Raw genomic sequence first — 19,431 nt, forward strand, 5'->3', positions numbered from 1 at the left:
TGCACACATTTTTACAGATGTGCGGTAGGACCATGCGAGCGGATGAGGCTGGCATGTTGTTCAATAGAATGGAATCCGGACGGGCGTCGATTTCCGATGCCGTCTACATGGAAGTGATCACGGGCCTGCACGGCACGACGATCCCTACTATTCTCGCCGCCGTCTGCCAGGTGATGGTCGGCGCGATCACAACCTACGAGACCGGTGACGCGGTCACGGCAGCCCTTACGGTCGCCGGTGTCGTCGTGGCCATGATCCGTCTGTCCGAAATCGCTGCGTTCCGCCGTCGCCTCACGCAGCCGTCGCGGCTGGATCGGGCCGAGGCCGCGCGCTGGGAACGGCGGTACATTGCCGGCACCGTCATCACCGCCTTGGTACTGGGCGTGTTTGCCGCGCGCAGCATCGTGCTCGGCGACGCGCTCTGCTGCGTGATGGCGGTCGGCATCGGTTTCGGCTTCGGTGCCGGCGTGGTGGCGCGGCTGGCACTGCGCCCGGTCGCAGCACTGCTCGATCTGGTCGCGATCGCCGCGCCCGCCGCGATCGTGACGTTCATGCAGCCCGATCTGCGCCATGTCGGGCTCGGGCTCCTCATCCTGATGTATGTGGCCGCCAGCTTCGAGATGGTGCGGCTGAGCTTCAATGCCTCGATCAGCCAGATCACGCTCAAGCGACAGTTCGAGCGGCTCGCGCGCTCGGACTCGATGACCGGCGTCTTTAACCGCTCGGTGCTGGCGGAGGATCTGCCGCGAATGCTGGCGGACGGAAATTCCAGCATGATCGCCGTCCACGCGCTCGATCTCGACCGCTTCAAGGAGGCCAATGACCGGTTCGGCCATCCAGTCGGCGACGCGCTGCTCAAGCAGGTGGCCGGGCGGCTCAAGGCGCTTGCCGCAGCTCATGATCTCGTGGTCCGGATGGGCGGCGACGAGTTCATCCTGGTGCAGCGCGCGGCGACCGATGCGGAAGCGATGGCACGGCGGATCGTGCAATCGCTCAGCGCGCCCTATGATGTCGACGGGCAGGTGATCGGGCTCGGCGTCAGCGTCGGCGTTGCTGTCGCGCCGCAGGATGGGCGCACGGTGGAGGGGCTGTTGTCGCGCTCCGACCGGGCGATGTACCGCGCCAAGCAGGACGGCGGCGGCTACGTGCTGGCGCGGGAGCTGCGGACGGCGGACATGCGCGCCTCCGGTAAGCCGGTGGCCGGAGGTTTGGCTGCGTAAGGACTTGTTGGAACCGCAATCGAGATGCGGTTAGATGCCTCCCAAGAGACGAGCCGGGAGGGCATTATGAGCAGCATCGAAGCCAGCGACACGCCGAAGGGCGCAACGCCATCCGTCATCGCGCAGCAAACAGCGATGCTGAACGCGCTGCCGTTCTCCGACACGCGGGATTTCGACGACGCCGCGCGCGGCTTCCTCGGCACGATCGAGAACGCGGAGATCACCAATCCGCAAGGGCGGACGGTCTGGAGCCTCGAGCCTTACGGCTTCCTGTCGACTGAAGAGGCGCCAGCCACGGTCAATCCGAGCCTGTGGCGGCAGTCGCGGCTCAACATGCAACACGGCCTGTTCGAGGTCGTGCCCGGAATCTACCAGGTGCGCGGGCTCGACATCGCCAACATGACGCTGATCGAAGGCGACAGCGGCGTCATCGTCGTCGACACCCTGACCTCGATCGAGGGCGCGCGCGCCGCGCTCGATCTCTACTACAAGCATCGCGGCCAGCGACCGGTCGCGGCCGTGATCTTCACCCACACCCACACCGACCATTGGGGCGGCGCGCGCGGCGTGCTCGAGGAGGATGCACTCGCGACCGGCCGCGTGCCGATCATCGCGCCGAACTTGTTCATGGAGCATGCCGTCTCCGAGAACATCATCGCAGGACCTGCGATGCTGCGCCGGGCGCAATACCAGTTCGGGCCGCTCCTCGCCAAGGGCGTGCGCGGGCAGGTCGATTGCGGCCTCGGCAAGTCGATGGCGGCAGGTTCGGTGGCGCTGCTGCGGCCGACCAATCTGATCATGGCGACCGGCGACCGTCGCGTGATCGACGGTGTCGAATTCGAATTCCAGATGGCGCCGAACAGCGAAGCGCCGGCGGAGATGCATTTCTTCATCCCGCGCTACAAGCTGTTGAACCTGGCCGAGAACTGCACCCACAATTTCCACAATCTGCTGCCGTTCCGCGGCGCCGACGTGCGCGACGCGCTGGCCTGGTCGAAATATCTGGGCGAGGCCTTGCAGCTCTGGGATGGCAAGGCGGAGGCGATGTGCGGCCAGCATCACTGGCCGGTGTGGGGACACGAACGCATCGGCACGATGATCCGCCAGCAGCGCGACCTCTATAAGTTCGCGCATGACCAGACCATCCGCCTGATGAACCACGGCCTCACCGCGGCCGAGATCGCCGAAACGATCCAGCTGCCCAACAGCCTCGAGGGCGCCTGGCACGGCCGCGGCTATTACGGCCACATCCGGCATAATGTGAAGGCGATCTATCAAAAATACCTGGGCTGGTACGACGCCAATCCGGTCAATCTCGATCCGCTGCCCCCGGTGGAGTCGGGCAAGAAATATGTCGAGTACATGGGCGGCGCCGACGCCATCCTCGCGCGGGCGCGTGTCGATTTCGACAAGGGCGAATTCCGCTTCGTGGCGCAGGCGCTCGGCCATCTCGTCTTTGCCGAGCCGGACAATCAGGCTGCGCGTGCGTTGCTGGCGGATACGTTGGAGCAGCTCGGCTATGCCGCTGAAAGCGCGACCTGGCGCAATGCCTATCTGTTCGGCGCGCAGGAATTGCGCCAGGGCATGCCGAAGGTGCCGGCACGCCCGCCGATGCCGCGCGAGACGCTGGCGGCGCTGCGTACCTCACAGCTCTGGGACGTGCTCGGCATCCGCCTCAACGGACCCAAGGCGGAAGGAAAGCACATCGTGCTGAACTGGAGCTTCTCCGACACCGGCGAGACCTTCGTGCTCAATCTGGAGAACTGCGCGCTCACCTACACGGAGGGCATGCAGGCGGACAATGCCGATGCCAGCTTCACGCTCGCGCGGTCGACGCTCGATGAGGTGATCGCAAAACTGACCAGCTTCCCGGAGGCCGTGACCGCCGGCAAGGTCAAATTCGCCGGCAACCCGATGCGCCTGGCCGAGCTGATGGGCCTGATGGACGAATTCCCGCGCATGTTCGAGATCGTCGAGCCGAAGCGGGCGGTGGTGAGGTAGGGCAGCCGTCACCGCGTTCCCACTGTCATCGTCCGGCTTGACCGGACGATCCAGTACTCCGCGGCGGGAGTTGCGTGAGCAAACTGCTGCCGCGGCGTACTGGATGCCCCGCCAGCGCGGGGCATGACAGCGGCTACTCCGCGCTGCTCACCAGCTTGATCCGCGGCGCCTGTTCCTCGCCAAGGCTCCGATAGGCCGCGAGATAATCCAGCGCCATCCGCCGCGCCGTGAAGCGCGTCTCGAATTGCTTGCGGATGACGGAGCGGTCGAGTTGCGACAGGCGACCGACGACGCCGGCTGCGCTGAGGACGTCCTCGACGACGAAGCCGGTGAGGCCCTCGTCGATGATCTCCGGCACCGAGCCGCGGTTGAAGGCGATGACCGGCGTTCCGCAGGCCATGGCTTCGATCATCACCAGGCCGAACGGCTCCGGCCAGTCGATCGGCAACAAGAGGCCGAGCGCGCCGCTCAAAAAGTCCGACTTCTCGTGATCGCTGATCTCGCCGATGAATTCCACCAGCGGATTGTTCTCGATCATCGGCCGGATCAGCTCGTCATAGTAATCCTGGTCAGCACGATCGACCTTGGCGGCGATCTTGAGCGGAATGCCGCAATGCGTCGCGATCTTGATGGCGCGGTCGACGCCCTTTTCCGGCGCGATGCGGCCGAGCACGGCGAGGTATTCCTGTTTCGCCGGCTTCGGCGTCAGCAGGTTCTCGGGCAGGCCGTGGTGGATCGTCCTCACCCAATTGGCCTGCGGCACCGGCCGGCGCTGCGCGTTCGAGATCGAGATGACGGGGACCTTCGAGAAGGTGTTGAAGACCGGCTGATGCTCCGGCAGGTCGAGCCGGCCGTGCAGCGTGGTCAGGAACGGCGTCGGCTGCCGGTAGAACAGCGACCACGGATAATAATCGAGATGGAAGTGGAGGAAGTCGAACTCCTCGTCGTCACATTTCTGCCGCACCCGCTCCAGCATCACCATGTGCAGCGCATTGGGATCGCGCACGGAACCGTCGAGGCGGAGCGCCCGCGGCCACAGCGCATCCAGCTTTGCCGAGGTTTGCGAGTCGCCGCTCGCGAACAGCGTCACATCGTGCCCAAGGGCCACCAGCTCTTCCGTCAACCAATGCACCACCCGCTCGGTGCCGCCATACAGCTTGGGTGGAACAGCCTCCGTCAACGGAGCTACCTGCGCGATGCGCATCTCACCATCTCCTCTGTGCGATCATGATTGTAGAAAGCCCCCGCCTGTTCAGCACCGGCACGCCAGTCAAGGGAACGTTCCCGCACTTGCGAAGTTCCTCCTTCCGAACGTTACTTATTCGACACGTCGGATGCCCGTCGCGATGCTGCCATCACATCTTCGCAGAACGCCCGCATCCGCATGTCGTGATGAGTGTGCCCGGGAACCGAGGCGAAGTGGTCGATGTTCAGTCGGCTAACAACAAAAGTTTGAATCATCACGACGGGGTCAATAGTCACATGGATCATCTTTCTGGGTATGCGCACCGGCCGTTTGCCTTTGTTTTGCGCTATCTTCGGCGTCGGCTCGCGTCGCATCTTGTGATCCTGACGGCTGTGGTGGCGGCCGTTGCCTGCTCCGTAGGCACGCAGTACGGCGTCAAATCCCTCGTCGACAGTCTGTCGGCCGGCGCTTCGCATGGTGGGAACGTATGGCTGGCATTCATTTTCCTCATGGCGCTGATCGCCGCCGACAATTTCCTTTGGCGGATCGCGAGCTGGACGGCCAGCTTCACCTTCGTCCGTGTCACGGGTGATTTACGTCGTGACATATTTCGTCATCTGACCGGCCACGCGCCGAGCTACTTCTCCGACCGCATGCCCGGCATGCTGACGAGCCGCATCACGGCGACGTCGAATGCGGTGTTCACGGTCGAAAACATGTTCGTCTGGAATGTGTTGCCGCCGTGCATCGCGACGGTTGCGGCCATCGCGCTGATTGGAACCGTCAGCCCTTACATGGCACTCGGCCTGATGGTGATTGCCGGCGGGATGGTGCTTGCGATGTTCCGTCTCGCTGCCGCGGGAAAGCCGCTGCATGACGACTTCGCCGACAAGGCCGCTGTCGTCGACGGCGAGATGATCGACGTCATCAGCAACATGCCGCTGGTGCGCGCCTTCTGCGGCATCGGGCACGAGCATGAGCGGTTCGACGCGACTGTGAACCGGGAGCTCACCGCGCGCGGCCGCAGCCTGCGCTATCTGGAGAAGCTGCGGCTTATCCATGCCGGCGTCACTGTCGTGCTCACGATTGCCCTGATGGCCTGGGCGATCATGCTCTGGCAGGATGGCCGGGCGACCACGGGCGACGTCGTGCTGGTCTGCACCCTCGGTCTCTCCATTCTGAACGCGACGCGCGATCTCGCGGTGGCGCTGGTCGACGTCACCCAGCACGTTGCGCGGCTGACCGAGGCGATCGCCACGCTGCTGGTGCCGCATGAATTACGCGACCACCCCGAGGCCGAGCCGCTGGTGAAGAGCGGCGCCGCGATCGCGTTCAACAATGTCACCTTCGGCTATCCCGGCGGCGAAAAGATCTTCGAGCGCTTCAGCCTGCGCCTGCAACCCGGCCAGCGCGTCGGCCTGGTCGGCCAGTCCGGCGGCGGCAAGTCGACGCTGTTCACGCTGCTCCAGCGCTTCTACGATACCGACGAGGGCAGCATCACCATCGACGGCCAGGACATTTCCAAGGTGACGCAGCAGAGTCTGCGCGAGGCGATCTCCGTCGTGCCGCAGGACATCTCGCTGTTCCACCGCTCGATTCGCGAGAACATCCGCTATGGCCGCCCGAACGCGACCGACGACGAGGTGCTGCGTGCCGCGATTGCGGCGCGCTGCGATTTCGTCGAAAGCCTGTCTGGCGGTCTCGACACCATGGTCGGCGACCGCGGTGTCAAGATGTCCGGCGGTCAGCGCCAGCGCATCGCGATCGCGCGCGCCTTCCTGAAGGACGCGCCGATCCTGCTGCTGGACGAGGCGACCGCCGCGCTCGACAGCGAATCCGAGGAGGCGATCCGTGAGGCGTTGTCGCGGCTGATGCGCGGCCGCACCGTCATCGCGATCGCCCACCGCCTCGCGACCCTGCGCAATTTCGATCGCGTGGTCGTGTTGAGGGGTGGTAAGATCATCGAGGACGGGTCGCCCGAGCGTCTGATGCAGGGCCACGGTCCCTATCGTGAGCTGGTCACGCAGGAAATGAGCCGGCTCGCCCAAGCCGCCGCGTAAACCAACAGTCGCGTTCGAGTCGGTTGCGTGTCGAAACAAGCGCAGGGGAGCTGCTGATGTCGGCTGAAGCCGTTACCCAATTCGTCTCCGTGACGCGGACCGTGGACCAGGTCGCGGAGCAGCCTTTCTATATTCCGATGACGGGACCGTCGGCGCGGCCGCGGCGTTCGCTCAAGCACGACGACACCTTTATCGTGCTCGACAGCCATGGCGACATCGGCGCTTCGGCTGGCGGGCCCGATGGCCTGTTCCACCACGACACGCGCTACCTTGCGAGGCTCGAGCTCGTGCTCGACGATCTCCAGCCGCTGCTGCTGGGCTCGAACCTGCGCGACGACAATTCAGCCCTGACCGTCGATCTCACCAATCCGGACATCTACCGGCAGGGCAGCCTCGTGCTGCAAAAGGACCTGCTGCACATCGTGCGCACGATCTTCCTGTGGCGCGGCACCGCCTATCAGCGCATCGGCGTGCAGAACCACGGCGACCGCCCGGCCGGCTTCGCGCTGACGCTGCTGTTCGATAACGACTTCGCCGATCTGTTCGAAGTCCGCGGCGAGCGGCGCCCGCGCCGCGGCATCGGCTCGAGCCGGCTGTTGGCACCGACCGACGTGCTGTTCGACTACCGCGGTCTTGATGACGCCGAGCGCACCACGGGCCTGCATTTCGATCCGCGCCCGACCAAGTTGTCGGTGAACGCCGCGACCTGGCAGCTCGAACTCGACCCGCATGAGTCGAAATCCCTGTTCGTGGCCGTATCCTGCAACCGGCCGGTCGCGGAGAAGCCGGCGCGCTTTTTCAGAAGCCTGCTCGCCCACCGCCGCGAGATGCGCCGATCGACGATGGGCGCCGCCAGCATCGAGACCTCCAACAACATCTTCAACGAGGTGCTGTGCCAGGCCATGGCCGACCTCAACATGCTGATGACGGAGACGCCGCAAGGCCGCTATCCCTATGCGGGGATTCCCTGGTACTCGACGACGTTCGGCCGTGACGGGCTGATCACCGCGTTGCAGATGCTGTGGGTCGATCCGCGGATCGCCAAGGGCGTGCTGCGGCGGCTCGCCCATTTCCAGGCCAAGGCGGTCGATCCGCTCGCCGATGCCGCGCCGGGCAAGATCCTGCACGAGATGCGCGGCGGCGAGATGGCGGCGCTGCGGGAGGTACCGTTCGCGCAATATTACGGCAGCGTCGATTCCACGGCCTTGTTCGTCCTGCTGGCAGGAAGCTATTTCGAACGCACCGGCGACGAGAAGACATTGACCGAGCTGTGGCCGGCCATCGAAGCGGGGTTGGCCTGGATCGACGGCCCCGGTGACCCCGACAAGGACGGCTTCGTCGAATATCAGCGCGCCACGGAAAAGGGCCTCGCCAACCAGGGCTGGAAGGATTCCTACGACGCGATCTTCCATGCCGATGGCCAGCTTGCGGAAGGCAATCTCGCGCTGGCCGAAGTGCAAGGTTACGTCTTTGCCGCCAAGCGGCTCGCCGCGCGCTGCGCGCTCCGGCTCGGCAAGCCTGATCTCGCCAGGAAGCTCGAGGCCGAAGCCAAGGCGCTGGCCGAGCGTTTCGAGACCGCGTTCTGGTGCGAGGAGCTCGGCACCTATGCGCTTGCGCTCGACGGCAAGAAGCGGCCCTGCAAGGTGCGGACCTCGAACGCCGGCCAGATCCTGTTCAGCGGCATGATCCGCGAGGACCGCGCGCGCCTCGTCGCCGCCGATTTGATGCGGCCGCATTTCTTCTCGGGCTGGGGCATCCGCACCGTCGCTGTCGGCGAGGTGCGATACAACCCGATGTCCTATCATGACGGGTCGATCTGGCCGCACGACAATGCGCTGATCGCGCTCGGGCTCGCGCGCTACGGGCTCAAGCATTCGGTCGCGCATGTCTTCAAGGGATTGTTCGACGCCGCGACTTACATGGACCTGCGCCGCTTGCCCGAATTGTTCTGCGGTTTCCGGCGCGAAAAGCGGCGCGGCCCGACGCTCTATCCGGTCGCCTGCGCGCCGCAGGCCTGGGCCAGCGCAACGGCGTTCACGCTATTGGAGGCGGCGCTGGGCATCGAGTTCGACGTGGACCGCGGCGAGATCCGGCTGCGCAATCCGCATCTGCCGGCGTTTCTGCACGAGGTGATTTTGCGCGATCTGCGTCTGGGCGAGTCCAGCGTGGACCTGCGCGTCAGCCGCCATGGCGATGACGTGGCGCTGGAAGTGTTGCGCACGCGTGGCCAGATCCAGGTCTCGATCGTGCTGGCGCGCTAGCGGCGCGCCGGGAGGAGGGTGCATGCGTACCGCCGGATGGTTGGCCCTGGGCGTCGTGATCGTCTGCGGGATGACGCTCGCCGTGTCACGTGCCGCGGAGGAGTCGCCCGCACCCGCGACTGAAGCGAATGCACCGCCGACGGCGCAGCCGCCGGCGTCATCGGTCCCCGTCACGCCCAAGAATGCCGCGCCACCACCGTCGGTCACGATCATCGGCGCGAGCGATGCGCACGGTGTGCTTGGCCGTGACGTGCTCAGCGCGGCGAACGAGGACATGGGCCGCATCGTCGACGTCATCGTCGATCGGAGCGGGCACGTGCGCGCCGCCGTGATCGATTTCGGCGGCTTCCTCGGCGTCGGCAGCCGCAAGATCGTGGTGGACTGGAACGCGATGCGGTTCGGCAAGATCGTCAACAAGAAGGACAGCATCACGCTGGAATTGACCAAGGCACAGGTCGCAGCCGCGCCGGAATACAAGGAGGACACGCCGATGGTGGTGCTCGGCGCGTCCGGCAGCCTGCAGCCGCTGCAAGCTGTTCAGTGAGGCGCGGGGAGGGATGGCCGCCGGTGCTGTTGTCGAGGAAGCCGAATCATGCGGATCGCGAGGGCCGCGTTGAGCAGGACAACGTTTCCACGCCGTCGCCTGCCGGCATTCCGGCGCCGTCGCGCCAGAGTCTGCGCGGCCTCGACTGGTTCATCTTCTTCCTCGCCGACGTGCAGACCGGATTCGGGCCGTTCATCGCGGTTTATCTGACGACCCAGAAATGGACCCAGGTCGAGATCGGCCTCGTGCTGTCGATCGGCGGCATCGTTGCCTTGATCGGCCAGATGCCGGGCGGCGCCATCATCGATGCCGCGAAATCCGAGCGACTGGTCGCAGGCCTCGCCATCGCCACCATCGGCTGCTGCGCGCTCGCCTATGCGGCGATGCCGATCTTCCCCGTGGTGGTGGCTGCGGCCACCTTGCACGCCGCCGCGAGCTGCGTGCTCGGACCGGCGATCGCGGCAATCAGTCTCGGTCTGGTCGGCCCGCTCGCGATCGGCGAGCGTCTTGGCCGCAACGCGCGCTTTGCCTCGCTTGGCAACGGTGTTGCGGCCGCGGTGATGGGAACGGCCGGCTATCTGCTGTCGAGCCGCTCGGTGTTCCTGGTCACCTTCCTGCTCGCAATCCCCACCTTGATCGCCCTCTCTCGCATCCGCGAGCACGAGGTCGACATCGCACGCTGTCACGGCGAGATGCCGCGCGAGGCGGAGGATCGCGGCGACACCAATATCTGGCACTTGATCCGGCAGCGGCCGCTCATTGTCTTCGCGCTCAGCGTGCTCTTGTTGCAGCTCGCGAACGCCTCGATGATGCCGCTGATGGCAAGCGCGGTGACGGCGCGATCGAGCGAGTGGGCGACGGTGCTCGTCGCGTTTTGCATCGTCGTGCCGCAGGCGATCGTGGCGCTGCTGTCGCCGAGCGTAGGGCGCAAGGCGCAAGCATGGGGCCGCAGGCCGCTGCTGCTGATCGGATTCGCGGCGCTGACGATTCGCGGTCTCTTGTTCGCGACCGTGCGCGATCCGTATCTGCTGGTGCTGGTGCAGGTGTTCGACGGCCTCACCGCGGCGGTGTTCGCGGTGATGATCCCGTTGATCGTGGCCGACGTCGCCTTCGGCAGCGGCCATTTCAACCTCGCGCAGGGCATCGTCGGCACGGCGATGGGCATCGGCGCGTCGATGAGCACCGCGCTTGGCGGCTATGTCAGCGATAAATTCGGCAATGCCATGGCGTTCACCGGATTGTCCGGCGTCGCGGCGACGGGACTTCTGCTTATTCTGCTTGTGATGCCGGAGACGCGGCGCAAGGGCATGATCGCAGCAAAAGAAATGGCCGGCTGAACCAATTCAGCCGGCCATGAGCGGGTGGGAGAGAGGAGATCAGGCGTCGAGATTGTGCAGGCGTGCGCGGTTGCGCAACACGATCTGGCGGGCGCCGGAGAAGCCGAGAATGCCTTGGGCGTGAAGCAGTGACAGCGCGCGCGAGACGGTCTCGAGCGTGAGACCGAGATAGTCGCCGATGTCGCGGCGGCACATCGGCAGCGCCATCATGCCGGCAACCGCGAGGCGGCGGTCCATTTCGAGCAGGAAGGTTGCGACGCGCTCCATCGCGGTCTTGCGGCCCAGCAGCAGCATGTGGTCTTCGGCGTGGCGAAGCTCACCGGCGGTCATGGCCCAGAGCTTGCGGGCGACCTGGACGTCGGTGGCTGCGGCCTTCTCGAGGCTCGCGCGCTTCACGAGGCGCACCGTGGTGTCGATGATAGCTTCAGCAGCAAGGCGGTGGGTGGTGCCGGATTCGAGGCCGAATACGTCGCCGGGAAGGTGGAAGGAGCCGATCTGGCGGCGGCCATCGGAGAGAAGCTTGTAGCTGCGCACGGCGCCGGTGACGACCTGATAGACATACTCGGCCGGCTCGTCCTCGCCATAGATCTCCTCTTCCTTGCGGTAGGAGAACTCGGTGGCAACGAGACCGACATGGCCGGCAATCGCACCGAACTGGTCGGAGACGGGATGGCCCGGGGCGATCTTGCTGCCGTTGATCTGGGTCTTGATCGCCTGGGTGTTGATCGTCTGGGTCAGCATCTGCGCCATCTCCGTTGTGATGACGCTTTGGTACGCGGTATCGGGTGCCTCGAAAATTTCGCGAGATATCTTAAGGGGGGTGCCTTACGTAGAATCCCGTAGGTCAGCTATGGACCCGGTTCTGGATGGCGTGGCGAATGCGTTTGACCAGGTTTTCGTCCAGAAGCGGCTTCAGAATTACCTCGTTCACGCCTGCGGCCGCCGCCCGGGCCGAGATATTCGGGTCGGGATAGCCGGTGATCAGGATCACCGGGGTACCGCCTTCGGAAAGGCGCAGCCGCCCGGCCAGCTCGATACCGTTGATATCGGGCATCTTGTAGTCGATCACGTAACAGTCTGCACCGGACGGGCTCGCCGCATTGAGCAGCGCCGTGGCGTTCCTGAAGGTCCGCACGGCAAAGCCGTCGGTTTCCAACAGGAAGCGCAGGGAGCCCAGCACGGCAGCGTCGTCGTCCACCACATAGACGGTTGGTTTCGCGGGTGACGACATCGGGAGCCGCTCAGGATGGGAGCTGATCGCAATCATTCCGATCTGGTAGCACAGGGCGAGCGACCGGTTTTGACTTGCCTCAATCCTGGTGACTTCAATCGTTGAGCATTCCGGCGCGCATCGCCAGCCGGACCAGCTCCGACAGGCTGTTGGCCTGCATCTTGGTCATCACGTTGGCCCGGTAGACCTCGATGGTGCGCGGGCTGATGTCGTACTCGCGGGCGATCAGCTTGTTGGAGAGGCCCGCGATCAGCCCCTCCATGACCTGGCGCTCCCTGGGGCTTAGGGAAGCGACGCGAGCGGCGAGGTCCTGGGCCACGGCCTCGTTCCTGGCCGCCGGCTCGCCCTCGCGGATCGCGGATTCGATCATGGCGACGAGGCGGTCATCTTCGAACGGCTTTTCCAGGAAATCCATGGCACCGAGTTTCATCGCCTCGACCGCGAGCGGCACGTCGCCATGGCCGGTCATGATCAGGATTGGAAACCGGCTGCGCTGCGCCTTCAGCCGCTTGAGAAGCTCGATCCCGTCGATACCGGGCATCCGCACGTCGGAGACGACGCAGCCGAAGGCGAGGCCGGGCAGGGCGTCGAGAAAACTCTGCGCGTTGTCGAACAGTGTGACGCCGAAGCCAGCTGAATCCAGCAGGAAATTCAGCGAATCCCGCATCGCCTCGTCGTCGTCAATGACGTAGATGATTCCCTTGGTCGTCATGGATCAGTTCTCGTCGGCTGCCGGCAACGTGAAGCGGAATGTCGCCCCACCCGATGCGTTGCTCTCGGCCCACATCCGGCCGCCGTGAGCCTCGATGATCGAGCGGCTGATGGACAGTCCCACGCCCATACCGGTGTCCTTGGTTGTGAAAAAAGTCTGAAACAGGTTTGGCATGACGTCGTCCTGGAAGCCGGAGCCGGTGTCGGAGACCTCGATCTCGATCATGTCGTCGGCGGCGCGGGTGTTGGTGACGACGAGCTCGCGCCGTGGCGACTGCGCCATCGCTTCCAGCGCGTTGCGGAACAGGTTGACCAGCACCTGCTGGATTTGCACCCGGTCGGCGAGCACGAGATCGGCATTTGGATTGAGGCCGAAACGGAGCTGCACATCCTGCTCGCGCGCGCCTGCCAGCCCGAGGGCGCCGGCCTCTTCGATCAGTCTGGACAGACTCTCGACCCGTTTCTCCGATTCGCCGCGGGAGACGAAGTCGCGCAAGCGCCGGATGATCTGGCCGGCGCGCAGCGCCTGTTCGGCGGCGCGGTCCAGCGCGCTCTCGATCTTCGGCGCATTCGGATCCTGGCTTCCGGCGAGCAACCGCCGCGACCCCTTCATGTAGTTGCTGATCGCTGCCAGCGGCTGGTTCAGCTCGTGGGCGAGCGCGGACGCCATTTCGCCCATCGCGCTCAATCGCGAGACATGGACGAGCTCGGATTGCAATTCCTGGAGCCGCGTCTGGGTTTTCTGATGCTCGGTCAGATCGCGGACGAAGCCGGTAAAATAGGGCTCGCCGCCCGACTGCATCTCGCCGATCGACAGGTGCATCGGAAAGGTCGTGCCGTCGCGGCGCTTGCCGGTCACGATGCGACCGATGCCGATGATGTGTGGGTCGCTGGTGGTCCGGTAGCGCGCGATGTAGCCGTCGTGACGTGAGCTGTCGGGCTCCGGCATCAGGATGCGGACGTTCTGCCCGATCGCCTCCGACTCGACCCAGCCGAACAGGCGCTCCGCCGCCGTGCTGAAGAGCTGGATGATGCCATGGCCGTCGATGACGATCATGGCATCGGGAATCGTCTGGAGGATCGAGCGGAGGTGACTCTCGCGGGTGCGCAGGGTTTCCTCGACCTGCTTCTCCTCATCGACGTCAAGAAAGATGCCGCTGAGATGTCGAGCGGCGCCGGCGTCGTCTCGAATCAGCCCCGCGCGGGCGCGAATCCACTGCGCTCTGCCCGACGCCCCCGCGACCCTGAACGACACGTCGAAGCTGCCGCCCCGTTCGGAGACGCGCCGGATCGCGATCTCGATCCGCTCGCGGTCGTTCGGCTCCAGCCGGGACAGGAACAGCGCGTAACTCACCGATTGGCCAGATTCGATTCCGAATAGGCTTCTGGCCGTCTCCGACCACTCCAATTCCAGTGTCGTGAGATCGAGATCCCAGGTCCCGACGCCAAATCCTTCGATTCGAACGCGGAAATGTTCGCCCCGGCCGTCATCTTGCGGATGAATCACACGGGTCGGCGCCAAACGATCACTCCCATTCTGATGCGGGGAACCGCACAGCGTTACCGTCGGCAATGTACCCAAGGAGGGGCCAGAGGCAAGTTCCGATGTCTTATACCATTGGCAGATTTCAGGCCGGCGCGGTGATCCAAGGTTTTGATCTATCTCATCCTGCCAGGCAGCGGCCGGCTTACGATCGGATCAAAGCCCATTGCTTCGGAGAATCTCGATGACATACGCGACCGTGATGGTCAGCCTGGCGCTCGATCAGCCCAACGAGGCGCGGCTTCAGGTCGCGGGCGAGCTTGCCGAACGATTTGAGGCGTCGATCATCGGCGTTGCTTCGGCGCAATTCGCCCCGCCGCTCTATTTCAGCGATGGCACTGCAGCGCAGGCACTGATCGATGAGGGGGAAGCCTCGGTCAAGCGACGCCTGGGCGAGCTCGAGGCGCAATTCCGCGCCGCGATCCGGAATCGCGGCGGACATGTGGAATGGCGCAGCGCCATGGATTTCCCGGCGCGCTTTACGTTCACTCAGGCGCGTTGCGCCGACATCGTCGTCACCGGCGGCCAGAGCCCGGCCTTCTCCGACGCCTTCGCGCTCGCGAGCCCCAAGGATCTGGTGATGCAGGCCGGCCGGCCGATCCTGGTCGTGCCTGACGGGGTCAACTGGCTCGATCTGCGCAGCGTCCTGGTCGCGTGGAAGGATACGCCGGAAGCGCGGCGGGCGCTCGCCGATGCGCTGCCGATACTACGCAAGGCCAGGGAGGTCACCGTCCTCGCAATTCCCGAAGGCGACGACGACCGCCCTGCCGCGGTCGCTGGCGTAACCGACGTGACGGCGTGGCTTGCCCGCCACGGCGTGACCGCGATCGCGCGCGTTTCCGAAGCGGCCCGGAACGAAACCGTCGCCGGGCAACTGGAGAAAATTGCCGGCGATGTCGGCGCCAGTCTGATTGTCGCCGGTGCCTACGGTCATTCGCGCTTCCGCGAACTGATCCTCGGCGGCGTCACCCAATATCTGGTCACTCAATCTGCCCGCTGCGTGCTGCTGTCGCACTGACGCGGGAGCGATGCAAGACGAATCAAAGAGGACGCGCCGTGTACAGATTCCTTGAACAGACCGTCGACGGCTACATGACGCACGACGTCAGGACGGTGAGGCGCGACCTCGACCTGCTCGCGCTCAGCGAGATGTTCGAACGCGATGATTTCAATTCCTATCCCGTCGAGGACGACGGGCAGGTCGTCGGCATCGTCACCAAGTTCGACATCCTGAAGTGCTTCGCCTTCACGCCGAGCCAGATGCTGCCGCGCTACCACGACCTGATGAGCCGCAAAATCGGCGACGTCATGACGCCCGACTTTATCTATGTCAGCCCCGACACGCGGCTGACGCGCGTGCTCCAGATCATGGTCGAGCACCGCATCAGGAGCATCATCGTGCTCGACGGCGCGCAGAAGCTGGTCGGTATCGTCGCGCGCGAGGACGTCATCACGGCACTCAAGGCGACGGCGCGGGAGTGAGAATTGTCGGCTCCATAATTACGGGAGAGTCTTTTTCTTCCCTTCTCCCCTTGTGGGAGAAGGTGGCATAGGCGGCCTTCGGCCGCCGTTCTTAAGAACGCCGAAGCGAAGCTTCGGCTATGGCGCCGGATGAGGGGTTTTCTCCACCGAAAGAGTCTTCGTGCGGGACCAACCCCTCACCCAAGTGAGTGCGCGGCATGGTCCTCGCTGCCCTCTCCCACAAGGGGATAGGGCACTTTAACAACCGCCTCACATTAACAGAAATCCACATAGCTTGATTTCAATCAATTCCCCGCGAGGGCGAATGTGGTTTCTGGCCCTGTGTTCTTTCAGAGAGAATCCGCATGAGCCAGCCCTCCATCTCCAAGTCCATGACGTCAGGTGAAAGCGGCCTGGCTGTCGTGTTCGCGGTCACCGCCTTCCTCTGCGTGATTGCCTCGGCCAAGGCGCTCGATGCGCCCTTCGCCTTCCATGCCGCGCTGAGCGCGGCGGCGAGCCTCGCGGCGGTCTTCTGCATCATCAACCGTTATCTCGATCGACCGGCGGCGTTGCCGCCTGCAGAGATCAGCGGCCGGCCCAATTACAACATGGGCCCCATCAAGTTCTCCTCCGTCATGGCGATGTTCTGGGGCATTGCCGGCTTTCTCGTCGGCCTCATCATCGCCTCGCAACTGGCGTGGCCGGCGCTGAACTTCGATCTGCCCTGGACCAGCTTCGGCCGCCTGCGTCCGCTGCACACGTCCGCAGTGATCTTTGCCTTCGGCGGCAACGTCCTGATCGCGACCTCCTTCTACGTCGTCCAGAAGAGCTGCCGCGTTCGGCTTGCAGGCGATCTCGCGCCATGGTTCGTCGTCGTCGGCTACAATTTCTTCATCCTGATCGCCGGCACCGGCTATCTGCTCGGCGTCACCCAGTCGAAGGAATATGCCGAGCCGGAATGGTACGCCGATCTGTGGCTGACCATCGTCTGGGTCACCTATCTGCTGGTCTTCCTTGCCACGATCATCAAGCGCAAGGAACCGCACATCTTCGTCGCGAACTGGTTCTATCTCGCTTTCATCGTGACGATTGCGGTCTTGCATCTCGGTAACAACCCGGCTCTGCCAGTTTCGGTGTTCGGCTCGAAATCCTACATCGCCTGGGGCGGCATCCAGGACGCCATGTTCCAGTGGTGGTACGGCCACAACGCGGTCGGCTTCTTCCTGACCGCCGGCTTCCTCGCCATCATGTACTACTTCATCCCCAAGCGGGCCGAGCGGCCGATCTATTCGTACCGCCTCTCGATCATCCACTTCTGGGCGCTGATCTTCCTCTACATCTGGGCCGGCCCGCACCATCTGCATTACACGGCGTTGCCGGACTGGACCCAGACGCTCGGCATGACCTTCTCCATCATGCTGTGGATGCCGTCCTGGGGCGGCATGATCAACGGCCTGATGACGCTGTCGGGCGCCTGGGACAAGCTGCGCACCGATCCCGTGCTGCGCATGCTCGTGGTCTCCGTCGCCTTCTACGGCATGTCGACCTTCGAAGGCCCGATGATGTCGATCAAGGTGGTCAACTCGCTCAGCCACTACACCGACTGGACCATCGGCCACGTGCATTCCGGCGCGCTCGGCTGGGTCGGTTTCGTCTCCTTCGGCGCGCTCTACTGCCTGGTGCCCTGGATCTGGAATCGCAAGGGCCTCTACAGCCTTAAGCTCGTCAACTGGCACTTCTGGATCGCGACGCTTGGCATCGTCCTCTACATCTCGGCGATGTGGGTGTCCGGCATCCTCCAGGGCCTGATGTGGCGCGCCTACACCTCGCTCGGCTTCCTCGAATATTCCTTCATCGAGACCGTCGAAGCGATGCATCCCTTCTACATCATCCGCGCTGCCGGCGGCGGGCTGTTCCTGATCGGCGCGTTGATCATGGCCTACAATCTCTGGATGACCGTTCGCGTCGGCGAACAGGAAGTCCAGATGCCCGTCGCTCTTCAGCCGGCGGAATGAGGAGTTTTCCATGTCGTTCTGGACACGCCACCAAATCTTCGAAAAGAACTCGATCATCCTGATCGTCGGCATCCTGCTGGTGATCGCGATCGGCGGTCTCGTCGAGATCACCCCGCTGTTCTACCTCAAGAGCACGATCGAGGCGGTCGACGGGATCAGGCCGTATACGCCGCTGGAGCTCGCCGGGCGCAACGTCTACATCCGCGAAGGCTGCTATCTCTGCCATTCGCAGATGATCCGGCCCTTGCGCGACGAGGTCGAGCGCTACGGCCATTTCTCGCTGGCCGCCGAGAGCATGTACGACCATCCGTTCCAGTGGGGCTCGAAGCGCACCGGTCCCGATCTTGCCCGCGTCGGCGCCAAATATTCCGACGACTGGCACGTCACCCACCTGACCAACCCGCGCGCAATCGTGCCGCAGTCGGTGATGCCCGGCTATCCGTTCCTGAGCCAGACCGAGGTCGATCCGGACACGATCGCCGACCACATGCGCACGCTGCGGACCGTCGGCACGCCCTACACCGACGACCAGATCGCCAATGCGGGCGCCGACATGAAGGCCCAGGCCGATCCTGACAATGCCGGCTCCGACGCTTTCACCAAGCGCTACGCAAAGGCCGTGGTGCGCAACTTCGACGGCAAGGCCGGCACGCCGACCGAGATGGACGCGCTGATCGCCTATCTCCAGATGCTCGGCACGCTGGTCGACTTCAAGATCTACAACGAGAAAGCCAATCTTCGCTGAGAAGGCACAACGATGAAAGCCATCCTGACCCTCGACAATCTCGCGTCCGGTCTCGTGACCACGATCTGGACGCCGGTGTTCGTCGCGATCTTTGTCGCGATCATCGCCTACGCATTCTGGCCCCGTAACAAGGCAGCTTTCGACGAAGCGGCACACCTGCCGTTGCGGGAGGAGTAAGAGATCATGACCGATCATCATAGCGACATCGATCCCGTCTCCGGCAGGTCCACGACCGGACATGAGTGGGACGGCATCAAGGAGCTCAACACGCCGCTGCCGCGCTGGTGGGTAATCACCTTCTACCTCACCATCGTCTGGGCGGTCGGCTACTGGATCGTGTATCCGGCCTGGCCGCTGATCTCGAGCAATACCACGGGCCTGTTCGGCTACTCGACGCGCGCCGACGTCGCGGTCGAGCTCGCCAACCTCGAGAAGATCCGCGGAGCCAAGATGGTTGCCTTGGGCGCGGCCTCGCTCGTCGAGATCGAGAAGGACCCGGCGCTGCTAGCGCTCGCCCGCGCCAAGGGCAAGACCGTGTTCGGCGACAATTGCGCGCCGTGTCACGGCTCAGGCGGCGCGGGTGCCAAGGGCTATCCGAACCTGAACGACGACGACTGGCTGTGGGGCGGCACGCTCGACCAGATCATGCAGACCATCCAGTTCGGCGCACGTTCCGGCCACGCCAAGACGCATGAAGGCCAGATGCTCGCATTCGGCAAGGACGGCGTGCTGAAGCCGGAGGAGATCGTCACGGCCGCCAACTATGTCCGGGCACTGTCGGGCCTTCCGACCCGCAAGGGCTATGACGCGGCCAAGGGCGAGAAGATCTTCGCGGAGAATTGCGTCGCCTGCCATGGCGACGGCGGCAAGGGCAACCCGGAGATGGGCGCCCCCAATTTGACCGACAAGATCTGGCTCTATGGTTCGGACGAGGCGACGCTGATCGAGACCATCAGCCAGGGCCGCGCGGGCGTGATGCCGGCCTGGGAAGGGCGGCTCGATCCCGCCACCATCAAGGCGATGGCAGTTTACGTCCACTCGCTGGGCGGCGGAAAATAGCCAATTGGGAACAAGCGGGGGCGAACAAAAAACGCTCCCGCTTGCGCTGGATCAACT

Annotated in this window: 18 protein-coding genes; 12 read left to right on the plus strand and 6 right to left on the minus strand. The window is 64.4% G+C overall.

Annotated elements, in window-relative coordinates:
• The first annotated feature begins 53 nt into the window (after positions 1-53).
• Positions 54-1,220 (plus strand): diguanylate cyclase domain-containing protein, encoded by a 1,167-nt coding sequence (locus AC0L3A_RS20060; protein WP_473255055.1) that lies wholly within the window; start codon positions 54-56, stop codon positions 1,218-1,220.
• A gap of 66 nt (positions 1,221-1,286) precedes the next feature.
• Positions 1,287-3,221 carry an alkyl/aryl-sulfatase gene (locus AC0L3A_RS20065; RefSeq protein WP_473255056.1) on the plus strand — a complete coding sequence of 645 codons (1,935 nt, stop codon included), beginning with the start codon at positions 1,287-1,289 and terminating at the stop codon, positions 3,219-3,221.
• Positions 3,222-3,354: 133 nt separating this feature from the next.
• Here the strand turns inward: AC0L3A_RS20065 and AC0L3A_RS20070 are convergent, their stop codons facing one another.
• On the minus strand, positions 3,355-4,425 hold the full coding sequence (locus tag AC0L3A_RS20070; protein WP_007594036.1) for a glycosyltransferase family 4 protein: 1,071 nt from the start codon (positions 4,423-4,425) through the stop codon (positions 3,355-3,357).
• A 110-nt stretch (positions 4,426-4,535) separates the two neighbouring features.
• A complete protein-coding gene (locus AC0L3A_RS20075) occupies positions 4,536-4,781 on the minus strand; it encodes a hypothetical protein (protein ID WP_354127791.1) in 246 nt (81 codons plus the stop codon).
• Between AC0L3A_RS20075 and AC0L3A_RS20080 the strand changes: the two genes are divergently transcribed.
• The 4 genes from AC0L3A_RS20080 to AC0L3A_RS20095 are packed head-to-tail and all read left to right on the plus strand — an operon-like array spanning position 4,704 to position 10,609.
• Complete coding sequence (locus AC0L3A_RS20080) at positions 4,704-6,467, plus strand: ABC transporter ATP-binding protein (RefSeq protein WP_473255057.1); 1,764 nt, start codon at positions 4,704-4,706, stop codon at positions 6,465-6,467. The genes AC0L3A_RS20075 and AC0L3A_RS20080 overlap by 78 nt on opposite strands.
• Positions 6,468-6,523: 56 nt before the next feature.
• Entirely contained in the window at positions 6,524-8,728 is a 2,205-nt protein-coding gene (locus tag AC0L3A_RS20085; protein ID WP_473255058.1) for an amylo-alpha-1,6-glucosidase, read from the plus strand.
• Between the two features lie 22 nt (positions 8,729-8,750).
• Positions 8,751-9,272 carry a PRC-barrel domain-containing protein gene (locus tag AC0L3A_RS20090; protein WP_219682761.1) on the plus strand — a complete coding sequence of 174 codons (522 nt, stop codon included), beginning with the start codon at positions 8,751-8,753 and terminating at the stop codon, positions 9,270-9,272.
• A gap of 23 nt (positions 9,273-9,295) precedes the next feature.
• Positions 9,296-10,609 carry an MFS transporter gene (locus AC0L3A_RS20095; protein ID WP_219682760.1) on the plus strand — a complete coding sequence of 438 codons (1,314 nt, stop codon included), beginning with the start codon at positions 9,296-9,298 and terminating at the stop codon, positions 10,607-10,609.
• Positions 10,610-10,648: 39 nt separating this feature from the next.
• Here AC0L3A_RS20095 and AC0L3A_RS20100 read toward each other — a convergent pair whose 3' ends face one another.
• From AC0L3A_RS20100 to fixL, 4 genes are all read right to left on the minus strand, one after another.
• The gene (locus tag AC0L3A_RS20100) at positions 10,649-11,350 is read right to left on the minus strand and encodes a helix-turn-helix domain-containing protein (protein ID WP_473255059.1); all 702 of its coding nucleotides are present in this window, start codon (positions 11,348-11,350) and stop codon (positions 10,649-10,651) included.
• 103 nt (positions 11,351-11,453) lie between these two features.
• Positions 11,454-11,876: a response regulator gene (locus AC0L3A_RS20105; protein WP_035993149.1), complete on the minus strand. Its 423-nt coding sequence runs from the start codon at positions 11,874-11,876 to the stop codon at positions 11,454-11,456.
• 58 nt (positions 11,877-11,934) lie between these two features.
• Positions 11,935-12,552: a response regulator FixJ gene (fixJ, locus tag AC0L3A_RS20110; protein ID WP_007594024.1), complete on the minus strand. Its 618-nt coding sequence runs from the start codon at positions 12,550-12,552 to the stop codon at positions 11,935-11,937.
• A 3-nt stretch (positions 12,553-12,555) separates the two neighbouring features.
• Entirely contained in the window at positions 12,556-14,073 is a 1,518-nt protein-coding gene (gene fixL / locus AC0L3A_RS20115) for a sensor protein FixL (RefSeq protein ID WP_007594022.1), read from the minus strand.
• Between the two features lie 205 nt (positions 14,074-14,278).
• On the opposite strand from fixL, the gene AC0L3A_RS20120 reads away from it, so the two are divergent.
• From AC0L3A_RS20120 to ccoP, 6 genes are all read left to right on the plus strand, one after another.
• Positions 14,279-15,112, plus strand: coding sequence for a universal stress protein (locus tag AC0L3A_RS20120; RefSeq protein ID WP_473255060.1), 834 nt, complete (start codon positions 14,279-14,281; stop codon positions 15,110-15,112).
• 38 nt (positions 15,113-15,150) lie between these two features.
• On the plus strand, positions 15,151-15,576 hold the full coding sequence (locus tag AC0L3A_RS20125; RefSeq protein ID WP_007594019.1) for a CBS domain-containing protein: 426 nt from the start codon (positions 15,151-15,153) through the stop codon (positions 15,574-15,576).
• A 344-nt stretch (positions 15,577-15,920) separates the two neighbouring features.
• The gene (ccoN, locus tag AC0L3A_RS20130; RefSeq protein WP_007594018.1) at positions 15,921-17,570 is read left to right on the plus strand and encodes a cytochrome-c oxidase, cbb3-type subunit I; all 1,650 of its coding nucleotides are present in this window, start codon (positions 15,921-15,923) and stop codon (positions 17,568-17,570) included.
• A 10-nt stretch (positions 17,571-17,580) separates the two neighbouring features.
• Positions 17,581-18,315 carry a cytochrome-c oxidase, cbb3-type subunit II gene (gene ccoO / locus AC0L3A_RS20135; RefSeq protein ID WP_007594017.1) on the plus strand — a complete coding sequence of 245 codons (735 nt, stop codon included), beginning with the start codon at positions 17,581-17,583 and terminating at the stop codon, positions 18,313-18,315.
• A 12-nt stretch (positions 18,316-18,327) separates the two neighbouring features.
• Positions 18,328-18,492 carry a CcoQ/FixQ family Cbb3-type cytochrome c oxidase assembly chaperone gene (locus AC0L3A_RS20140; RefSeq protein ID WP_007594016.1) on the plus strand — a complete coding sequence of 55 codons (165 nt, stop codon included), beginning with the start codon at positions 18,328-18,330 and terminating at the stop codon, positions 18,490-18,492.
• 6 nt (positions 18,493-18,498) lie between these two features.
• Positions 18,499-19,374, plus strand: a complete 876-nt coding sequence (gene ccoP, locus AC0L3A_RS20145) for a cytochrome-c oxidase, cbb3-type subunit III (protein ID WP_473255061.1) — start codon at positions 18,499-18,501, stop codon at positions 19,372-19,374.
• The last annotated feature ends 57 nt before the right edge of the window (positions 19,375-19,431 follow it).

The sequence above is a fragment of the Bradyrhizobium sp. MI1.3 genome, assembly GCF_055811695.1.

Excerpts from the sequence above, each read along its gene's own strand:
- AC0L3A_RS20060 (WP_473255055.1), top strand. The coding sequence starts at position 54 with ATGTTGTTCAATAGAATGGAATCCGGACGGGCGTCGATTTCCGATGCC.
- AC0L3A_RS20065 (WP_473255056.1), top strand. The coding sequence starts at position 1,287 with ATGAGCAGCATCGAAGCCAGCGACACGCCGAAGGGCGCAACGCCATCC.
- AC0L3A_RS20070 (WP_007594036.1), bottom strand. The coding sequence starts at position 4,425 with ATGCGCATCGCGCAGGTAGCTCCGTTGACGGAGGCTGTTCCACCCAAG.
- AC0L3A_RS20080 (WP_473255057.1), top strand. The coding sequence starts at position 4,704 with ATGGATCATCTTTCTGGGTATGCGCACCGGCCGTTTGCCTTTGTTTTG.
- AC0L3A_RS20075 (WP_354127791.1), bottom strand. The coding sequence starts at position 4,781 with ATGCGACGCGAGCCGACGCCGAAGATAGCGCAAAACAAAGGCAAACGG.
- AC0L3A_RS20085 (WP_473255058.1), top strand. The coding sequence starts at position 6,524 with ATGTCGGCTGAAGCCGTTACCCAATTCGTCTCCGTGACGCGGACCGTG.
- AC0L3A_RS20090 (WP_219682761.1), top strand. The coding sequence starts at position 8,751 with ATGCGTACCGCCGGATGGTTGGCCCTGGGCGTCGTGATCGTCTGCGGG.
- AC0L3A_RS20100 (WP_473255059.1), bottom strand. The coding sequence starts at position 11,350 with ATGCTGACCCAGACGATCAACACCCAGGCGATCAAGACCCAGATCAAC.
- AC0L3A_RS20105 (WP_035993149.1), bottom strand. The coding sequence starts at position 11,876 with ATGATTGCGATCAGCTCCCATCCTGAGCGGCTCCCGATGTCGTCACCC.
- fixJ (WP_007594024.1), bottom strand. The coding sequence starts at position 12,552 with ATGACGACCAAGGGAATCATCTACGTCATTGACGACGACGAGGCGATG.
- AC0L3A_RS20120 (WP_473255060.1), top strand. The coding sequence starts at position 14,279 with ATGACATACGCGACCGTGATGGTCAGCCTGGCGCTCGATCAGCCCAAC.
- ccoN (WP_007594018.1), top strand. The coding sequence starts at position 15,921 with ATGAGCCAGCCCTCCATCTCCAAGTCCATGACGTCAGGTGAAAGCGGC.
- ccoO (WP_007594017.1), top strand. The coding sequence starts at position 17,581 with ATGTCGTTCTGGACACGCCACCAAATCTTCGAAAAGAACTCGATCATC.
- AC0L3A_RS20140 (WP_007594016.1), top strand. The coding sequence starts at position 18,328 with ATGAAAGCCATCCTGACCCTCGACAATCTCGCGTCCGGTCTCGTGACC.
- ccoP (WP_473255061.1), top strand. The coding sequence starts at position 18,499 with ATGACCGATCATCATAGCGACATCGATCCCGTCTCCGGCAGGTCCACG.